Source organism: Burkholderia sp. BCC1996, assembly GCF_905339955.1.
Taxonomy (GTDB): domain Bacteria; phylum Pseudomonadota; class Gammaproteobacteria; order Burkholderiales; family Burkholderiaceae; genus Burkholderia.
Genome location: NZ_CAJPHM010000008.1, coordinates 298,962 through 316,642, shown reverse-complemented (window position 1 = coordinate 316,642; position 17,681 = coordinate 298,962). Strand labels below are relative to the sequence as shown.

At 66.5% G+C, this 17,681-nt stretch carries 16 protein-coding genes; 6 read left to right on the top strand and 10 right to left on the bottom strand.

Features of this window, described 5'->3' with window-relative positions; translation table 11 throughout:
* From U4Z64_RS14930 to U4Z64_RS14915, 4 genes are all read right to left on the bottom strand, one after another.
* The coding region (locus tag U4Z64_RS14930) for a branched-chain amino acid ABC transporter permease (RefSeq protein ID WP_415750575.1) at positions 1 to 336 on the bottom strand (336 nt) is incomplete at its 3' end.
* 211 nt (positions 337 to 547) lie between these two features.
* Complete coding sequence (locus U4Z64_RS14925; RefSeq protein WP_321820343.1) at positions 548 to 1,387, bottom strand: branched-chain amino acid ABC transporter; 840 nt, start codon at positions 1,385 to 1,387, stop codon at positions 548 to 550.
* A gap of 270 nt (positions 1,388 to 1,657) precedes the next feature.
* A complete protein-coding gene (gene ispH / locus U4Z64_RS14920) occupies positions 1,658 to 2,638 on the bottom strand; it encodes a 4-hydroxy-3-methylbut-2-enyl diphosphate reductase (protein ID WP_044845600.1) in 981 nt (326 codons plus the stop codon).
* A gap of 2 nt (positions 2,639 to 2,640) precedes the next feature.
* Entirely contained in the window at positions 2,641 to 3,096 is a 456-nt protein-coding gene (locus U4Z64_RS14915) for an FKBP-type peptidyl-prolyl cis-trans isomerase (protein WP_044845599.1), read from the bottom strand.
* Positions 3,097 to 3,231: 135 nt separating this feature from the next.
* Here U4Z64_RS14915 and radC point away from each other — a divergent pair, with 135 nt between their 5' ends.
* The 4 genes from radC (at position 3,232) to nadB (ending at position 6,419) form a co-directional block, all read left to right on the top strand.
* Positions 3,232 to 4,005 carry a RadC family protein gene (gene radC / locus U4Z64_RS14910; protein WP_321820340.1) on the top strand — a complete coding sequence of 258 codons (774 nt, stop codon included), beginning with the start codon at positions 3,232 to 3,234 and terminating at the stop codon, positions 4,003 to 4,005.
* Positions 4,006 to 4,243: 238 nt separating this feature from the next.
* Positions 4,244 to 4,477, top strand: a complete 234-nt coding sequence (rpmB, locus tag U4Z64_RS14905; RefSeq protein ID WP_004186391.1) for a 50S ribosomal protein L28 — start codon at positions 4,244 to 4,246, stop codon at positions 4,475 to 4,477.
* 17 nt (positions 4,478 to 4,494) lie between these two features.
* Positions 4,495 to 4,662 carry a 50S ribosomal protein L33 gene (gene rpmG, locus U4Z64_RS14900; protein WP_006478046.1) on the top strand — a complete coding sequence of 56 codons (168 nt, stop codon included), beginning with the start codon at positions 4,495 to 4,497 and terminating at the stop codon, positions 4,660 to 4,662.
* 170 nt (positions 4,663 to 4,832) lie between these two features.
* Positions 4,833 to 6,419 (top strand): L-aspartate oxidase, encoded by a 1,587-nt coding sequence (nadB, locus tag U4Z64_RS14895; RefSeq protein ID WP_044845597.1) that lies wholly within the window; start codon positions 4,833 to 4,835, stop codon positions 6,417 to 6,419.
* A 92-nt stretch (positions 6,420 to 6,511) separates the two neighbouring features.
* Here the strand turns inward: nadB and nadC are convergent, their stop codons facing one another.
* From nadC to purN, 6 genes are all read right to left on the bottom strand, one after another.
* Positions 6,512 to 7,393, bottom strand: a complete 882-nt coding sequence (gene nadC / locus U4Z64_RS14890; protein ID WP_124523875.1) for a carboxylating nicotinate-nucleotide diphosphorylase — start codon at positions 7,391 to 7,393, stop codon at positions 6,512 to 6,514.
* Positions 7,390 to 8,526 (bottom strand): quinolinate synthase NadA, encoded by a 1,137-nt coding sequence (gene nadA / locus U4Z64_RS14885; RefSeq protein WP_044845643.1) that lies wholly within the window; start codon positions 8,524 to 8,526, stop codon positions 7,390 to 7,392. The genes nadC and nadA overlap by 4 nt, the downstream gene beginning before the upstream one ends.
* 353 nt (positions 8,527 to 8,879) lie before the next feature.
* The gene (locus U4Z64_RS14880; RefSeq protein WP_321820339.1) at positions 8,880 to 10,076 is read right to left on the bottom strand and encodes an acyl-CoA desaturase; all 1,197 of its coding nucleotides are present in this window, start codon (positions 10,074 to 10,076) and stop codon (positions 8,880 to 8,882) included.
* A gap of 222 nt (positions 10,077 to 10,298) precedes the next feature.
* On the bottom strand, positions 10,299 to 11,681 hold the full coding sequence (locus U4Z64_RS14875) for a mechanosensitive ion channel family protein (RefSeq protein WP_321820338.1): 1,383 nt from the start codon (positions 11,679 to 11,681) through the stop codon (positions 10,299 to 10,301).
* A gap of 18 nt (positions 11,682 to 11,699) precedes the next feature.
* A complete protein-coding gene (locus tag U4Z64_RS14870; RefSeq protein ID WP_044845593.1) occupies positions 11,700 to 12,965 on the bottom strand; it encodes an RsmB/NOP family class I SAM-dependent RNA methyltransferase in 1,266 nt (421 codons plus the stop codon).
* Positions 12,962 to 13,624, bottom strand: a complete 663-nt coding sequence (gene purN / locus U4Z64_RS14865) for a phosphoribosylglycinamide formyltransferase (protein ID WP_124663056.1) — start codon at positions 13,622 to 13,624, stop codon at positions 12,962 to 12,964. The genes U4Z64_RS14870 and purN overlap by 4 nt, the downstream gene beginning before the upstream one ends.
* A 122-nt stretch (positions 13,625 to 13,746) precedes the next feature.
* On the opposite strand from purN, the gene U4Z64_RS14860 reads away from it, so the two are divergent.
* The gene (locus U4Z64_RS14860; RefSeq protein WP_044845591.1) at positions 13,747 to 14,739 is read left to right on the top strand and encodes a bifunctional riboflavin kinase/FAD synthetase; all 993 of its coding nucleotides are present in this window, start codon (positions 13,747 to 13,749) and stop codon (positions 14,737 to 14,739) included.
* A 102-nt stretch (positions 14,740 to 14,841) separates the two neighbouring features.
* A complete protein-coding gene (ileS, locus tag U4Z64_RS14855) occupies positions 14,842 to 17,679 on the top strand; it encodes an isoleucine--tRNA ligase (RefSeq protein ID WP_321820337.1) in 2,838 nt (945 codons plus the stop codon).
* The last annotated feature ends 2 nt before the right edge of the window (positions 17,680 to 17,681 follow it).

Here is a 17,681-nt window from a genome sequence, read left to right as displayed (position 1 = left end):
TGACACGCCGATCGCGGTGATCAGCGGCGCGAGACGCGGTGCGCGGCGCAGCGGCCGGTACGCGACCCGCTCGATCGTGTAGCCCACGCACGCGCAGACGACGGCGGCGATGCCAAGGCCGATCGTCAGCGTCGCGACGTTGCCGAGTCCGGGAAAGTGGTTCTGCAGCACGGTAATGGCCGACAACGCGACCATCGCGCCGATCATCAGCACGTCGCCGTGCGCGAAGTTGATGATGCCGAGAATGCCGTACACCATCGTGTAACCCAACGCGATGATGGCGTACACACTGCCGAGCACCAGCCCGTTGAGGATCTGCTGGACGAAAATATCCATTTAAAGCTCCTTGGCCCATGCTGCCGGAGGACGTTGCGCCCCGCGGGTAAGCGAGGAATCGCGCCTTCGCGGCGACACTGCGGGTACTAGTCGATACCGGTAAGGGTGGATCGCCCCGGCGCGCGCCGCCCGGCCTGTACGGCCGGACCTGCCGCCGGAACGGATACAGAAACGACACCGCACTGTTCCGGTGCCATCATGAGTCCCGTCGCTAAATCGTCACGACATCGAGGACGGTGTACTTGGCCTCCTTGAAGTCGTAGGGCAGCGTGCCGCAACGGCCGGTGTCCGGTTGCCCGAACGCCATGCCTTTTTCCGTCCGGGCCGGGGCGAACCCCGCGTCCGGGCAGATCAGGTTCCGCGCCGCGTCGCCCGCGGGCTCGACCACCTTGACGGCGCACATGCCGATGTCGCCAAGGGTTTGCGCTCCGATGCCGGACGCCGTCGCCTGCGGTGCAAGCGGGCCGTCCGCCGCCACCCGCGCGGCGCCCGAACCGGCATCGCGAAGGTGGCGCCCGACTTTCGTCAGGACTGCGTCGGAATCCGTGAAACGAAGCAGACCGCCCGCCGCGACGCGATGGGTCGCGGCGACACGCTGTTTCGTCGAATCGAAATGAAAGGGAATCAGTGACATCTGCACGTCGCCTGCGTTGCCCCGAAACCCGGGCGCCCGCCGTGCGGCGCGCCCTGCTGCTGCCGCATCATGGCCGGCGGCTCGTTGTCGGGCAATCAGCTTGCCCGTCGCCCGGTTGATGGCAGCGCCGCCGGCGCGTGCTGCCCGCCGTGCCGAATGCATGCCGATCTTCGGGCCCTGCGCGTTGAATTCCTCGATCGCCAAACGTGCCCCGTTGTCCTTGTCACTGTCCGATTGCGCAATGCGGCACACCGACCGCGCCGCACGTCCGGGTCCGGCAGCGCGCACGTCGCTGGCCGCCGGTACTGCGGGTGCCGCAGTCTCCCTGCCCGCCTCGTTGTCGCTCTTTTTGCTACAGCCGGCAAGCATTGCAACCGGTGCGGCGACGGACATGGCGTCAGCCAACTTCACATGCATCGAGTAGGTCTCCCGCGCCTTGCCAAAACCCGATTTCAAAGCCATTCCGGCCTGAAAACGGGCGCATTGTAACTCCATTTATAGGCCGCCAATAATCCTGATTCGATGGGGTTTTCCTGCATTGCAACCAATTTTGAGAAGCGGCTACGCGCGGCGATAGCAACCGGGTTGCACCATTGCTGTGAACAATGGTTGCATCTCGTTTTCGCGGCGCAAAAAAAAGCGCGCCGGGAGGCGCGCTTCGGGGGTATCGCAGGTGCGATCCGGCAATCAGGCGGCGGGCGGCAGGTTGAGCCCGCGCGGCAGCGGAAACGACACGTTTTCCTCGATGCCGTCGAGGGCGCGGACATTGCGCACGCCGAGCTCGCGCAGCCGCGCGATCACGGCCTGGGCGAGCACTTCCGGCGCCGATGCGCCGGCCGTCACGCCGATGCGGCGCTTGCCCGCGACCCAGGCCGGATCGATCTGATCGGGCGCGTCGACCATGTACGCGGCCACGCCGCGCTTCTCCGCCACTTCGCGCAGGCGGCTCGAATTCGAGCTGTTCGGGCTGCCGACGACGATCACGACGTCGCACTGCGGCGCCATGAACTTCACCGCATCCTGGCGGTTCTGCGTCGCGTAGCAGATGTCCTGCTTCTTCGGCTCGCGGATCTTCGGATACTTCGCCTTCAGCGCGCCGATGATCTCGGCCGCGTCGTCGACGGACAGCGTCGTCTGCGTGACGAGCGCGATGCGCTCGGGATCGGCGAGTGCGAGCTTCTGCACGTCCTCGACGCTTTCGACGAGATGCATGCCGCGCTCGACCTGCCCCATCGTGCCTTCGACTTCCGGGTGGCCCTTGTGGCCGATCATCACGATGTCGACGCCGTCCTGGCGCATCTTCGCCACTTCGACGTGCACCTTCGTGACGAGCGGGCAGGTTGCGTCGTAAATACGCAACCCGCGCACGTCCGCCTCGTCGCGCACGGCCTTCGACACGCCGTGCGCGCTGAAGATCACGGTGTTGCCGGCCGGCACTTCCTCGAGTTCCTCGACGAAGATCGCGCCTTTCTTCTTCAGATCCTCGACCACGTACTTGTTGTGGACGATCTCGTGACGGACGTAGATCGGCGCACCGTGCATCGCGATCGCGCGCTCGACGATCTCGATTGCGCGATCGACCCCTGCGCAGAAGCCGCGCGGCTGGGCCAGCAGGATTTCGGCATCGGCGGCGACGGTCTGCCCGGACAGCGTATCGGTGGTGCTCATGATTACAGGATTCCGATGATTTTCACTTCGAACGTGAGCGCTTGGCCCGCGAGCGGATGATTGAAGTCGAACAGCGCCGAGGTTTCGCTGACTTCCTTCAGCACCCCTGCATAGCGGCCGCCGTCCGGCGCGTTGAATTCGATCAGCTCGCCCGGCGTGAAATCGTCGCCGACCATCCCGTTCTCGCGCAGCGTCGACAGCGTCACGCGCTGGAGCATGTCGGGATTGCGGGGACCGAACCCCTGCTCGGGCGTTAGCTGAAAAGTCGAATGGTCACCGACCCTGAGGCCGAGCAGAATCTGTTCCAGCGAGGGCGCTAGTTGCCCGGCGCCGAGCAGCAGCGTGGCGGGCTTGTCGGAGAAGGTGTTGACGATATCGGCGCCGTCGGCCAGTGCCAGCCGGTAATGCAGCGTGACATGGGAACCGGGCTTCACTTCGGATAGATCGATGATGCTCATGAATGACTCGTGTTCGTCGGCGCCCGAACTGGCCGAAAGGCCCGGCGCAAAGCCAATATTGTAAGTCACCTGAGCGCGCAAGGCTGAAAGTGCGACGACGTCGCGCACACGGCCGCCGCCAATGGAGTTTCGATCATGCCGTCATCCTCTCTCGCCGTCGCGCCGGCCGAATGCCGCGACACCGCCGACGCACCGGCCGCTGCGCCGGGCCGCGTCGTCCCGATCCACCTGCGCAAGCGCCGCCCGGCCGACTGGCGCCCCGAGCGGCCGCGCGAACGGCTGCTGGAGCGCGGGCCCGCCGCACTGACCGACGACGAGCTGATCGCGCTGCTGCTCGGCACGGGCAAGCCCGGGCACGATGTGTTCGTCACCGCCCGCGCGCTGGTCAGGCAGTTCGGCACGTTGCGCGGCCTGCTCGAGGCGACCTCCGGCGACTTCGAGATGCACCCCGGCATCGGTCCCGCGCGTTCCGCACGGCTCGTCGCGGTCACCGAGATCGCGCGGCGCATGCTGGAGGAGAAGGCGCACGCGCGCCTGCAGATCGATTCGCCCGGCGCCGTCGAGGATTGCCTGCGGCTGAAGATCGGCTCGCGCCCGCACGAAGTATTCATTGCGGTGTACCTCGACGCCCGCAACGGCCTGATCGACATGGAGGAAATCACGCGCGGCTCGCTGACGCGCATGGCCGTCTATCCGCGCGAGGTCGTGCGCCGCGCGCTGCAGCAGAACGCCGCGGCGCTGATCGTCGCGCACAATCATCCGTCGGGCGCGGTCCAGCCGAGCGCGGAGGACCGCCGCCTGACGCGGGTGCTGAAAGACGCGCTCGAACTCGTCGACGTGCGGCTGCTCGATCACGTCGTCGTCGGCACCAGCGATACATTTTCGTTCGCGCGCGCCGGTTGGCTGTAGACTGTGGCCCGGCGACCCGCCCCACGGGCGCCGCAACGACGATGCGAAATTGGGTTTGATTTTTCTGAACTTTTTCTGCTAGAATCGTCGTCTGTCTTTTTTCCAACCAGTTCTAGCCATCGAAGGGCCTTGTCTTTACAGGCTTCGGCGTTCTGAGTGCAGCCATGGATCACGTGGCAGTACGATGGAACCTTCATCGGCGATCGAACCCCGAATTTAGCGTATTAGGAGTGCTCTCATGGCACGCGTATGCCAAGTAACTGGGAAAGCGCCGATGAGCGGCAACAACGTTTCCCACGCCAACAACAAGACGAAGCGCCGCTTCCTGCCGAACCTGCAAAACCGCCGGTTCTGGGTGGAGAGCGAAAACCGCTGGGTGCGCCTGCGCGTCTCGAACGCCGGCCTGCGCCTGATCGACAAGAACGGCATCGATTCCGTGCTCGCTGACCTGCGCGCACGCGGCGAAGCCTAAGCCCAAGGAGCACAATCATGGCAAAAGGCGCACGCGACAAGATCAAGCTTGAGTCGACCGCTGGTACGGGTCACTTCTACACGACCACGAAGAACAAGCGCAACATGCCGGAAAAGATGGCGATCAAGAAGTTCGATCCCGTCGTCCGCAAGCATGTGGAATACAAAGAAACCAAGATCAAGTAATCTCCGGTTTCTGCCAGCCTGACGGCGACCGAAAAGCCCCGCACATGCGGGGCTTTTTGTTTTGCGCGGTTTCGCGCGCACGCTCGGGCCCGACGCGGTATGCTCTCCCCTTTCCGCGGCCAAGGTCGACGGAACGCACAAGATCTAAAGCGTAACGATGGAGATGCAGCATGAAATTCGACGTGGCGATCGTCGGCAGCGGCCTGGCAGGGCTGTCGGTCGCACTCAACCTGGCCAGCACGCGACGTGTCGCGCTGATCGCGAAACGTTCGATGATGGAGGGGGCAAGCGATAACGCGCAAGGCGGCATCGCGGCCGTCCTCGATTCGGCGGACAGCATCGAGAACCACGTCGACGACACGCTGGTCGCCGGCGGCGGGCTGTGCGACGAAGGCGCGACGCGCTACATCGTCGAGCATGGCCGGGAAGCGATCGAATGGCTGATCTCCCAGGGCGTGCCGTTCACGAAGGACGATGCGGCCGAACTCGGTTTCCACCTGACGCGCGAAGGCGGCCACAGCCACCGCCGGATCATCCACGCGGCCGACGCAACCGGCCATGCGGTGCTCGCGACGCTGTCCGACCGCGCACGCCAGCATCCGAACATCACGTTCTTCGAAAACCACCATGCGATCGACCTGATCACGTCGGACCGGCTCGGGCTGCCGGGGCGCCGCTGTCACGGGCTGTATGCGCTCGACGTCGACAACGACCGCACGATCACGATCGAGGCGCCGCACACGGTGCTCGCGACCGGCGGCGCCGGCAAGGTCTACCTGTACACGACGAACCCCGACACCGCGACCGGCGACGGCATCGCGATGGCGTGGCGCGCGGGCTGCCGCGTGTCGAACATGGAATTCATCCAGTTCCACCCGACCTGCCTGTTCCATCCGTATGCGAAGTCGTTCCTGATTTCGGAGGCCGTGCGCGGCGAAGGCGGCCTGCTCAAGCTGCCGGACGGCACGCGCTTCATGCCCGCACACGATCCGCGCGCGGAACTCGCGCCGCGCGACATCGTCGCGCGCGCGATCGACTTCGAGATCAAGAAGCGCGGAATCGACTGCGTGTATCTCGACATCAGCCACCAGCCGGAAGCGTTCCTGCGCGAACACTTCCCGACGATCCATGCGCGCTGCCTCGAATTCGGCATCGACATCGCGAAGCAGCCGATTCCGGTCGTGCCGGCCGCGCACTACACGTGCGGCGGCGTCGTCACCGATCTCGCGGGGCGCACCGATCTCGCGGGCCTGTATGCGGTCGGCGAGACGTCGTACACGGGGCTGCACGGCGCGAACCGGCTCGCGAGCAATTCGCTGCTCGAATGCCTCGTGATCGGCCGCGCGGCGGCCGAGGCGATCGAAGCGGCCGGCTTCGACGCTGCAACGCCGGCCAAGCTGCCCGCATGGGACGAAAGCCGCGTGTCGGATGCGGACGAGGAAGTCGTCGTCGCACACAACTGGGACGAACTGCGCCGGCTGATGTGGAACTATGTCGGCATCGTGCGCACCGACAAGCGTCTCGAGCGCGCGAAGCACCGCTTGTCGCTGCTGCGCGACGAGATCCACGAGTACTACGCGAACTTCCGCGTGACGCGCGACCTGCTCGAGCTGCGCAATCTCGTCGACGTCGCGACGCTGATCGTGAAGAGCGCGTACTCGCGCCGCGAAAGCCGTGGGCTGCACTACAGCCGCGACTGGCCGCACACGCTGCCGAAGGCGCTGCCGAGCGTGCTCACGCCCCGCTCGCGCCGCTGACCGGTACGCCCTTCCCGGCTGCCGCCGCACAAAAAAAGCCGCTGGCGTCATGCGCGCCAGCGGCTTTTTTCGTCAGACGGTATGTCGCGCGGTCAGTCGACGATCCGCATCGAGTAGTCGGTCGCGCGCACGTCCTTCGTCAGCGCGCCGATCGAGATACGGTCGACGCCCGTCTCCGCGAACGTGCGCACCGTATCGAAATTGACGCCGCCCGACACTTCGAGCACGGCCTTGCCGGACGCGATGCGCACTGCCTCGCGCATCATGTCGAGCGTGAAGTTGTCGAGCAGCACCGACTGCGCGCCATGCGCGAGCGCCGTATCGAGCTGCGCGAGCGTCTCGACTTCGACCTGCACCGGCACGCCTGATTCGAGCGCGAACGCCGCATCGAGCGCTTCGCCGACACCGCCGGCAGCCGCGATGTGGTTTTCCTTGATCAGGATGCCGTCGTACAGCGCCAGACGCTGGTTCTCGCCGCCGCCGACCCGCACCGCGTACTTCTGCGCGAGCCGCAGGCCCGGCAGCGTCTTGCGCGTATCGAGGATCTTCGTGCGCGTGCCTTCGACGCGATCGACGTAACGACGCGTCGCGCTCGCGACGCCCGACAGCAGCTGCAGGAAGTTCAGTCCGTTGCGCTCGGCCGTCAACAGCGCGCGCGCCGGCCCTTCGAGTTCGCAGACGGTCGAATCCGGCGCCATCCGGTCGCCTTCGCGATAGCGCCACTGCACGACGATCGACGGATCGATTCGCGCGATGACGGCCTCGAACCACGGCACGCCGCACAACACGGCTTCCTCGCGCACGATGATGCGCGCACGGCGCCGCTCGCCGGCCGGCACGAGCCGCCCGGTCTGGTCGCCGGTGCCGACGTCTTCGGCGATCGCGTCGGCGACGTTGCGCGCGATCGCTTCGTCGAACGCCGCGCCGTATTGTGCGCGGACGGCTTCGAACAGCGGAGAGACTGCGCCGGTCATGCAGCCCCCACGTTCGCGAACAGTTGCTGATCGCGCTGCAGATCGCCGCTCGCTTGCACGCGCTTTTTGTGCGCCGCGGCGAAATCGAGCATCCGGTCGATCGGCAGACGCGCGCGCGCGCCGATCGCCGGATCGACGAAGATCTCGTTGTGACCGCGCTCGAGCACGTCGGCGAGGTTCGCGAGGCCGTTCATCGCCATCCACGGGCAATGCGCGCAGCTCTTGCAGGTCGCGCTGTTGCCGGCCGTGGGCGCGGCGATGAAGGTCTTGCCGGGCGCCGCGAGCTGCATCTTGTGCAGGATGCCGAGGTCGGTCGCGACGATGAAGTGCGTCGCGTCGAGCTTCACGGCGGCATCGATCAGCTGGGTCGTCGAGCCGACGACGTCCGCCTGCGCGACGACGTTTTCCGGCGACTCCGGATGCACGAGCACCTTCGCGTCCGGATATTCGGCACGCAGCAGGTCGAGCTCGATGCCCTTGAATTCGTCGTGGACGAGGCACGAACCCTGCCACAGCAGCATGTCCGCGCCGGTTTTCTTCTGGATGTAGCTGCCGAGATGGCGATCCGGTGCCCAGATGATCTTCTCGCCCCGCGCGTGCAGGTCCGCGACGATTTCGAGGCCGATCGACGACGTGACCATCCAGTCCGCGCGGGCCTTCACGGCGGCGCTGGTGTTCGCGTAGACGACGACGGTGCGATCGGGATGCGCATCGCAGAACGCGGAGAATTCGTCGACCGGGCAACCGAGATCGAGCGAGCAGGTCGCGTCGAGATCGGGCATCAGTACGCGTTTGCCGGGGCTCAGGATCTTCGCGGTTTCGCCCATGAAGCGTACGCCGGCGACGACGAGCGTCTGCGCGTCGTGGTCGCGGCCGAAACGGGCCATTTCGAGCGAATCGGCGACGCAGCCGCCGGTTTCGTCCGCCAGTTCCTGCAGCTCGGCATCCACGTAGTAGTGAGCGACGAGCACGGCCTTTTCACGTGCGAGCAGCGCCTTGATGCGCGCCTTCAGCGCGGCGCGTTCTTCGGCGGACGGCGCCTCGGGCACTTTGGCCCACGCCTGGCCTACCCCACAGACGGTTCCCGCCGAGACCGGCCGGTCGTACTCGACGGGTTTGATCGTCGATTGCATCTCCATATCTCCTGTCGGCCAGGGTTAGTGCTTTAGCACTTACTCTGGCCCCATGCTTCGCGGTCGACCCGAGTTAGCGCTTTAGCACTTACTCGGGTCCCATGCTTCGCGGTCGGCCAGAGTTAACGCTTTAGCGCTTACTCGGCCCCATGCTTCGCGGTCGGCCGGAGCTAGCGCTTCAGCGCTTACTCCAGCCCCATCCCTACGCTCGCCCTGGGGCGCCACGTCAGTGCTGCCCCGAGCCTCATACGAATTCCGGCACTTCCGGTCGCCCTTCGAAAACCGGCCGCCCAAATGAAAAAACCCCGCCAACGCGGGGTTTGTGACGTCCTGAGATTCTAATCGATTTCGAATCAGGCGTAGCGACGCAGGCGCGTCGCAAATTCCTGCAGCGCCTTGATGCCGCTTTGTTCCGCGCGATGGCACCAATCCTGCAATTGCGCGAGCAGCTGTTCGCGCGAAGCGGTCGAGCGATCCCAGATCGCGGCCAAATCCTGGCGCAGCTGGAAGTACGTGTGCAGCTTCTGGCTGTTCGCGAAGATCTCCGGCAGCAGCTTCTTCTGCGGTTCGTCGAGGCCGTCGGCGTCCTTGTGGAACCACTTGCGCGCGCCGCGCATCAGCTGGTACTTCTCGCTCGAACCGAGTTCCTTCAGGTGCGCGAGCTCCTGACGATAGGCACGCTTCACGGCCTTGCCGTAGCGCGCCATCACTTCGTAGCGGTTCGACAGCACGGCCTGCAGCGTTTCCTGGTCGAGCACCGTCTTCGGCTTGTTCAGGCGCGGCGTCGGTGCAACCTTCTTCACCTTCGCGAGACCGAATGCCGACATGATGCGGATGTACATCCAGCCGATGTCGAACTCGTACCACTTGTTCGACAGCTTCGCCGACGTCGCGAACGTGTGGTGGTTGTTGTGCAGCTCTTCGCCGCCGATCACGATGCCCCACGGGAACAGGTTCGTGCTCGCATCGGCCGAGTTGAAGTTGCGGTAGCCCCAGAAGTGGCCGAAGCCGTTCACGACACCCGCGGCCCAGAACGGAATCCAGACCATCTGCACGGCCCACACGGTCAGACCGAGCACGCCGAACAGCGCGACGTCGATCACCATCATCAGGCTCACGCCGAGGATCGGGTACTTCGAGTACACATTGCGCTCGATCCAGTCATTCGGCGTGCCGTGGCTGAACTTGCGCATCGTTTCTTCGTTCTTCGCTTCCGCGCGATACAGCTCGGCGCCTTCGAGGAACACCTTCCAGATGCCGCGCGTCTGCGGGCTGTGCGGATCTTCCTCGGTTTCGCACTTCGCGTGGTGCTTGCGATGGATCGCGGCCCACTGACCCGTCAGCATGCCGGTCGTCATCCACAGCCACAGGCGGAAGAAATGGCTCGCGATCGGGTGCAGCTCCAGCGCGCGGTGCGCCTGGCAGCGGTGCAGGTAGACCGTCACGCCGATGATCGTGACGTGCGTGACGGCAAGCGCGAACAGCGCGACCTGCCACCACGAAAAGCGCAGGAGCCCGTGGGAAAGAAAATCGAGCAGGGAATTCAACAAGGCAGTTACCTGTGGTGAGAGCGATGCCGGCGCAGGCCGACGTCATAAAAATGAAAGCATACCGCGTGTAGACCGGAATTTTACTTCAACCGTTCCAAGTCTTTGTAAAAAATGAATATTCTCTTGTCTTGACGCAACGCAAACAGTCCATCGACGGACCGGGAAAGGCGCGCGATCCGGTTCTGGCCGCAGGCCCCGCCCGATTCGCGCCGTCGGCCGCATCTACGCGGCCGACGCCCGCCCGTCCACCGACCGGCCACCGGCCACGGGCACGCCCTCGGCGACCACGCCGGTCGCGGCGAACCCCTCCGGCAAACCGACCACGCGCACTTCGCGCTGCGGGAACGGAATCGAGATCCCGTGCTCGCCGAACAGCCGCCAGATGTTGCGGTTCACCGACGAACGCACGCCCGACGTGCCCTTCGCCGCATCCTCGATCCAGAAGCCGAGCTCCAGGTCGATCCCGTCCGCGCCGAAGCTGACCAGATACGGCGTCGGCGCCGGCTCCGCGAGCACGCGCGGCACGCCCTTCGCGGCTTCCGCGAGCACCGCGAGCGCCTGCTCGACGTCGCTGGTATAAGCAATCTGCACGGCGACCTTCGCGTAGCCGCGCGTCAGGTACGACGACTGGTTCTGCACGACGTCGGTGATCAGCTTCTCGTTCGGGATCAGCGTCTCGTTGCCGTCGAGGCCGCGCACGACCGTATAGCGCGTGCGGATCTGCGTGACGACGCCCTGGAGCCCGCCGACGCTGATCGCGTCGCCGAGCCGCAGCGAACGGTCGAGCAGGATGATGAAGCCCGACACGTAGTTGCTGGCGATCTTCTGCAGCCCGAAGCCGAGGCCGACACCGACCGCGCCGCCGAACACGCCGAGCACCGTCACGTCGATGCCGACGAGCGACAGGCCGATCAGGATCGCCGCGAACACGAGCAGCGCGCGGCCGATCCGCGACATCACGACCTTCAGGTTCGCGTCGAGCGTGGTGGCACGCGCGAGGCGTTCCTCGAGCACCGAGCCGAGCCACATCGCGACCATCAGCGTCACGCACACCCACAGCGCGCCGGAGATCACCGACAGCAGCGTGAGGTGCGCATTCGCGACGCGGAACTGCACGCTGTCGAGCCACGCGATCACGTCGCGCTGGATCCCGAGCACCGTCAGCACCATCGCCGCCCACACGATCACCGACACGATCTTCTCGACGATCGACAGCCACGCATGCGTGTGGCCGTCGCGGGCGAACACGCGCCGCGCGAAGAAGAACAGCACGTAGATCAACCCGATGCCGAACAGCGGCACGAGCGCGAGCGACAGCAGCGACGTCGACATGAACGGGTCGAACCCGAGCTGCGCGGCCAGCACGAACAGCCCGCCGAACAGCGGGAACAGCGCGCGCTTCAGGCTCTGCGCCCCGGCGCCCGGCATCCGGCCGGCGGCGCGCCGGCGCGCGTCGATTCGGCCGTGCACGAAGCGCGCGGCCACCCATGCGAAACACAGCGCGCCGACGAGGATCGCCGCCTGCCAGATCATCACCGGCTGGTTGAAGTCGCGGATCACCGACGCGAGCCGGTGCGACAGCAGGCGGTTCTGCAGATTCTCCATCGTCCGTGCGCCCCGCCGTTACTGCGCGGCGCGCCGTTCCAGCACCGCGGCGAAGAAGCCGTCGGTCGCATGGCGGTGCGGCCACAGCGACAGGTAGTCGCCGGTCTCGAGTTCGATGCGCTGGTCGGCCAGCACCTTCTGCGCGGGCACCAGCACGAAGTCCGGATGGTCGGCGAGGAACTGCTCGACGATCGCCTCGTTTTCCGCGTCGAGCACGCTGCAGGTCGCGTACACGAGCCGGCCGCCCTTCTTCACGAGACGCGCGGCGCTCGCGAGGATCGACGCCTGCTTCGGCGTGAGTTCCTCGATCGACGTGCGCGTCTGGCGCCACTTGAGGTCGGGATTGCGGCGCAGCGTGCCGAGGCCGCTGCACGGCGCATCGACCAGCACGCGGTCGATCTTGCCCGCGAGCCGCTTGATCTTCGCGTCGTGTTCGCTGTCGATCAACACCGGGTTCACGTTCGACAACCCGCTGCGCGCGAGGCGCGGCTTCAGCTTCGTGAGGCGCTTTTCCGACACGTCGAACGCATAAAGGCGCCCGGTCGAGCGCATCATCGCGCCGAGCGCGAGCGTCTTGCCGCCGGCGCCCGCGCAGAAATCGACGACCATCTCGCCGCGGCGCGGCGCGACCAGCGAGCACAGCAGCTGGCTGCCTTCGTCCTGCACCTCGATCTGGCCTTCCTCGAACAGCTTCAGGCGCGTGAGCGCCGGCTTGCCGACGACGCGCACGCCTTGCGGCGCGAACGGCGTCTCGCCCGCGTCGATGCCGTTCGCGCGCAGCGCGTCGATCACCTGGTCGCGCGTCGCCTTCTGCGCGTTGGCGCGCAGGTCGAGCGGCGCCGGGTAGTTCAGCGCGGCGGCGAGCTGCGCGAGTTCCTCCGCGTCGAAACGGGCGGACAGCGCCTGGTAGATCCAGTCGGGCAGGTTCGTGCGCACGCGCACCGGCAGGCTCGCCGGATCGATCTTCGACACGTGCTCGAGCCACGCGGCCTCGGTGTCCGACACGAACGGCTTCAGCGCATTGCGGCCGAGCGTCTGCATCAGGCCGAGCAGCGTCAGGCGCCGCGCGGGGCTGCCCGTGCCGCTCTCGGCGAGGTGCGAGAACTCCATCTTGCGGCGCAGCACCGCGAACACCGCCTCGGCGATCACGCCGCGCTCGGCGTGGCCGAGCTTCGGGTGCGCACGGAAGAACCGGCTCGTCGTCGCATCGGCGGGGCCGGTGAACTTCAGCACCTCGGCCAGCAAGGTCTCGGTCTGGCCAATCAGGAATCCGTGCAGCTTCATACGCCCTCGCTCGTTTCGGTATGCGGTTGATCCGCGAAAATCCAGCGCGCCTCTTCCGGCGCGACCACTGCCCTGCCGTTCTCGAGGCGCAGGCGCCCCTCGACGAACCAGCGGACCGCACGCGGATACAGCACGTGCTCGACCGTCAGCACGCGCCGCGCGAGCGCGGCCGCGTCGTCGCCCGCGCGCACGGGCACCGCGCCCTGCGCGACGATCGCACCGCTGTCGAGTTCGGGAATCACGAAATGCACGCTCGCGCCATGCAGCGCGACGCCGGCATCCAGCGCCTGCTGGTGCGTGTGGATGCCCTTGAAGCTCGGCAGCAGCGACGGGTGGATGTTCAGCAACCGGCCTTCATATCGTCTGACGAAATCGGGCGTCAGGATGCGCATGAAGCCGGCAAGCACGACGAGATCGGGCGCGAAGCGGTCGATCTCGGCGGCGAGCGCCGCGTCGAAGCTGTCGCGGCCGTCGAACGAGCGATGGTCGACCACCGCGGTCGCCACCCCGTGCGACGCGGCAAAAGCCAGGCCGGCCGCGTCGGGCCGGTTGGCGATCACGGCGGCGACCTCGGCCGGCCAGCGTTCCTGCGCGCACGCGCGGACGATGGCCTCCATGTTGCTGCCGCGACCGGAAATCAGGATCACGAGTTTTTTCATCCGCGAATTTTACCATTCGCCCCTGCGTTTCCCCCCTTCTCGGCCGCCGGGCCGCCCGAACGTTTATAATCTTCTGCTTTGCGGCATCCCACCGCCCATTCCCCGACGCTGCATCCGCTATCGTGAAAGTCTTCCGCGGCCTGCCCAACGCCGAGAGCCGCGCGCCGTGCGCGCTGACGATCGGCAACTTCGACGGTGTCCATCGCGGCCACCAGGCCCTGCTCGCGCGCGTGCGCGCGGCAGCGGACGCGCGCGGCCTGCCCGTGTGCGTGATGACCTTCGAGCCGCACCCGCGGGAATTCTTCAACCCGGCCGGCGCGCCGCCGCGCATCGCGATGCTGCGCGACAAGCTGGAAGCGCTGCGCGAGCACGGGGTCGACCGCGTCGTCGTCGAGCACTTCAACCATACGTTCGCAAGCCAGTCGCCGCAGGCGTTCGTCGAGCGCACGCTGGTGAACGGGCTGCACACGCGCTGGATGATGGTCGGCGACGATTTCTGCTACGGCGCGAAGCGCGCGGGCACCTTCGACACGCTGAAGGCGGCCGGCGAGCAGTACGGCTTCGAGGTCGAGCAGATGGGCACGGTCGCCGGCAGCGACGGCACGCGCATCTCCAGCTCGGGCGTGCGCGCCGCGCTCGCGGCGGGCGATCTCGACGCGGCCGCGCAGGCGCTCGGCCACGGCTACGCGATCAGCGGCCACGTCGCGCACGGGCTGAAGCTCGGCCGCGACCTCGGCTTCCCGACCCTGAACCTGCCGATCGCGCACAAGCGGCCGGCGCTCGCGGGCATCTTCGTCGTGCAGGTGCACGGCCTGGGCCCCGCCCCGCTGCCGGGCGTCGCAAGCCTCGGGCTGCGCCCGACCGTCGACGATTCCGGCCGCGTGCTGCTCGAAGTCCACCTGCTCGACTGGCACGGCGACGCGTACGGCAAACTCATCCGCGTCGAATTCCTGAAGAAGCTGCGCGACGAGGCGAAGTTCGACGATCTCGAGGCGCTGTCGCGCGCGATCGCGCTGGACGTCGCGAATGCACGTGCGTACTTCGTCGAGCGCGACCGCGCGCCGGGCAGCCGCACGACCGGCTTCTCGACCTCGGCGACCGACCGAATTAGCTGATCCGGCCGGCGGCGCCCCGCGCCGCATCCTCGCGCCGCCGACCCGCGCGCATCCCCGATTCACGACGCACGAGCGTCCCCCGATTTAGATAGCGATCCCATCATGAGCAACAAGAAAGCCGATTCGAAACCGCAGGCCAAGTATCCGGTCAACCTGCTCGACACGCCGTTCCCGATGCGCGGCGACCTGCCCAAGCGCGAGCCGCAATGGGTCAAGGAATGGGAAGAGCGCGGCATCTACGAGAAGATCCGCGCGGCCAGCCAGGGCCGGCCGAAGTTCATCCTGCACGACGGCCCCCCGTATGCGAACGGCGACATCCACCTCGGTCACGCGGTCAACAAGATCCTGAAGGACATCGTCGTCAAGTCGCGCAACATGGCCGGCTTCGACGCGCCGTACGTGCCGGGCTGGGATTGCCACGGCATGCCGATCGAGATCCAGATCGAGAAGCAGTTCGGCAAGTCGCTGCCGGCGGCCGAAGTGATGAGCAAGGCGCGCGCGTACGCGACCGAGCAGATCGAGAAGCAGAAGGTCGGCTTCAAGCGTCTCGGCGTGCTCGGCGACTGGGCGAACCCGTACAAGACGATGAACTTCGTCAACGAGGCGGAAGAGATCCGCGCGCTCGGCAAGATCATCGAGAAGGGCTACGTGTATCGCGGGCTGAAGCCGGTGAACTGGTGCTTCGACTGCGGCTCGGCACTCGCCGAGGCGGAAGTCGAGTACAAGGATCGCACCGACCCGACGATCGACGTGATGTTCGCGTTCGCGGAACCGGAAAAGACCGCGCAGGCGTTCGGCCTGCCGGCGCTGCCGCGCGCCGAGGGCGGCATCGTGATCTGGACCACCACGCCGTGGACGATCCCCGCGAACCAGGCGCTGAACCTCCATCCGGAAATCGTCTACGCGCTGGTCGACACCGAGCGCGGGCTGCTGGTCATCGCGGAAGAACGTGTCGAAGCCTGCATGACCGACTTCAAGCTGACCGGCCGCGTCGTCGCGACCGCGCCGGGCGTGAAGCTCGCGAACCTGCGCTTCCACCACCCGCTCGCATCGGCCCACCCCGGCTACAAGCGCACCGCGCCCGTCTACCTCGGCGACTACGTGACGACCGACACCGGTACCGGCGTCGTGCACTCGTCGCCCGCCTACGGCATCGAGGACTTCCAGTCGTGCAAGGCGCACGGGATGACCGACTCGGACATCATCAACCCGGTGATGGGCGACGGCCGCTACATCGAATCGCTGCCGCTGTTCGGCGGCCTGTCGATCTGGGACGCGAACCCGAAGGTCGTCGACGCGCTGCGCGAGGCCGGCTCGCTGCTGCGCAGCGAGCACTACAAGCACAGCTACATGCACTGCTGGCGTCACAAGACGGCGATCATTTACCGTGCGACGTCGCAGTGGTTCGCCGGCATGGACGTGACGCCGCGCGACGGCGGCAAGACGCTGCGCGAAACCGCGCTCGAAGGCATCGACGCCACCGCGTTCTACCCGTCGTGGGGCAAACAGCGCCTGTTCAGCATGATCGCGAACCGTCCCGACTGGACGCTGTCGCGCCAGCGCCAATGGGGCGTGCCGATGGCGTTCTTCGTGCACAAGGAAACCGGCGAGCTGCATCCGCGCACGCTCGAACTGCTCGAGGAAGTCGCGAAGCGCGTCGAGCAGTCGGGCATCGAGGCGTGGCAGACGCTCGATCCGCGCGAGCTGATCGGCGACGACGCGAACCTGTACGAAAAGAACCGCGACACGCTCGACGTGTGGTTCGACTCGGGCACGACGCACTGGCACGTGCTGCGCGGCTCGCACAAGGATCAGCTGCAGTTCCCGGCCGACCTGTACCTCGAAGGCTCGGACCAGCACCGCGGCTGGTTCCATTCGTCGCTCTTGACCGCATCGATGATCGACGGCCGCGCGCCGTACAAGGGCCTGCTCACGCACGGCTTCACGGTCGACGGCGAAGGCCGCAAGATGAGCAAGTCGCTCGGCAACGGCATCGACCCGCATGAAGTCGCGAACCGTCTCGGCGCCGAAATCATCCGCCTGTGGATCGCGTCGACCGACTACTCGGGCGAACTCGCGATCTCCGAGGAAATCCTGAAGCGCGTGACCGAAGGCTATCGCCGCATCCGCAACACGCTGCGCTTCCTGCTCGCGAACCTGTCGGACTTCGACTTCGCGCAGCATGCGGTGCCGGTCGACGAATGGCTCGAGATCGACCGCTACGCGGTCGCGTTCTCCGCGCAACTGCAGACGGAACTGCTCGGCCACTACGAGAAGTACGAATTCCACCCAGTCGTCGCGAAGCTGCAGACGTACTGCTCGGAAGACCTCGGCGGCTTCTACCTCGACGTGCTGAAGGACCGCCTGTACACGAGCGCGGCCGATTCGCGCGCACGCCGCTCCGCGCAGACCGCGCTGTACCACCTCACGCACGGGCTGCTGCGCGTGCTCGCGCCGTTCCTGTCGTTCACCGCGGAAGAAGCGTGGAAGGTGTTCCAGCCGGCCAGCGACACCGTGTTCACGGAAACCTACTACGCGTATCCGGAAGTCGCCGGTGCAGCCGCGCTGATCGAGAAGTGGGCGCTGCTGCGCGACGTGCGCGGCAACGTGACGAAGGCGCTCGAGGAAGCCCGCACCGCGAACCGCATCGGCTCGTCGCTGCAGGCCGAAGTGGCCGTGCATGCGAGCGGCGCGCGCTACGACGCGCTGACGAGCCTCGGCGACGACCTGAAGTTCGTGCTGATCACGTCGGCGGCAACGGTCGTGAAGGTCGACGACGAAGCGCAGGAAAGCGTCGACGTGGCCGCGTCGAAGTACCAGAAGTGCGAACGCTGCTGGCACTACCGCGAGGACGTCGGCGCGCACGCCGATCATCCGACGCTGTGCGGCCGCTGCTTCTCGAACCTGTTTGAAAACGGCGAAATCCGGAGCGCTGCGTAAAT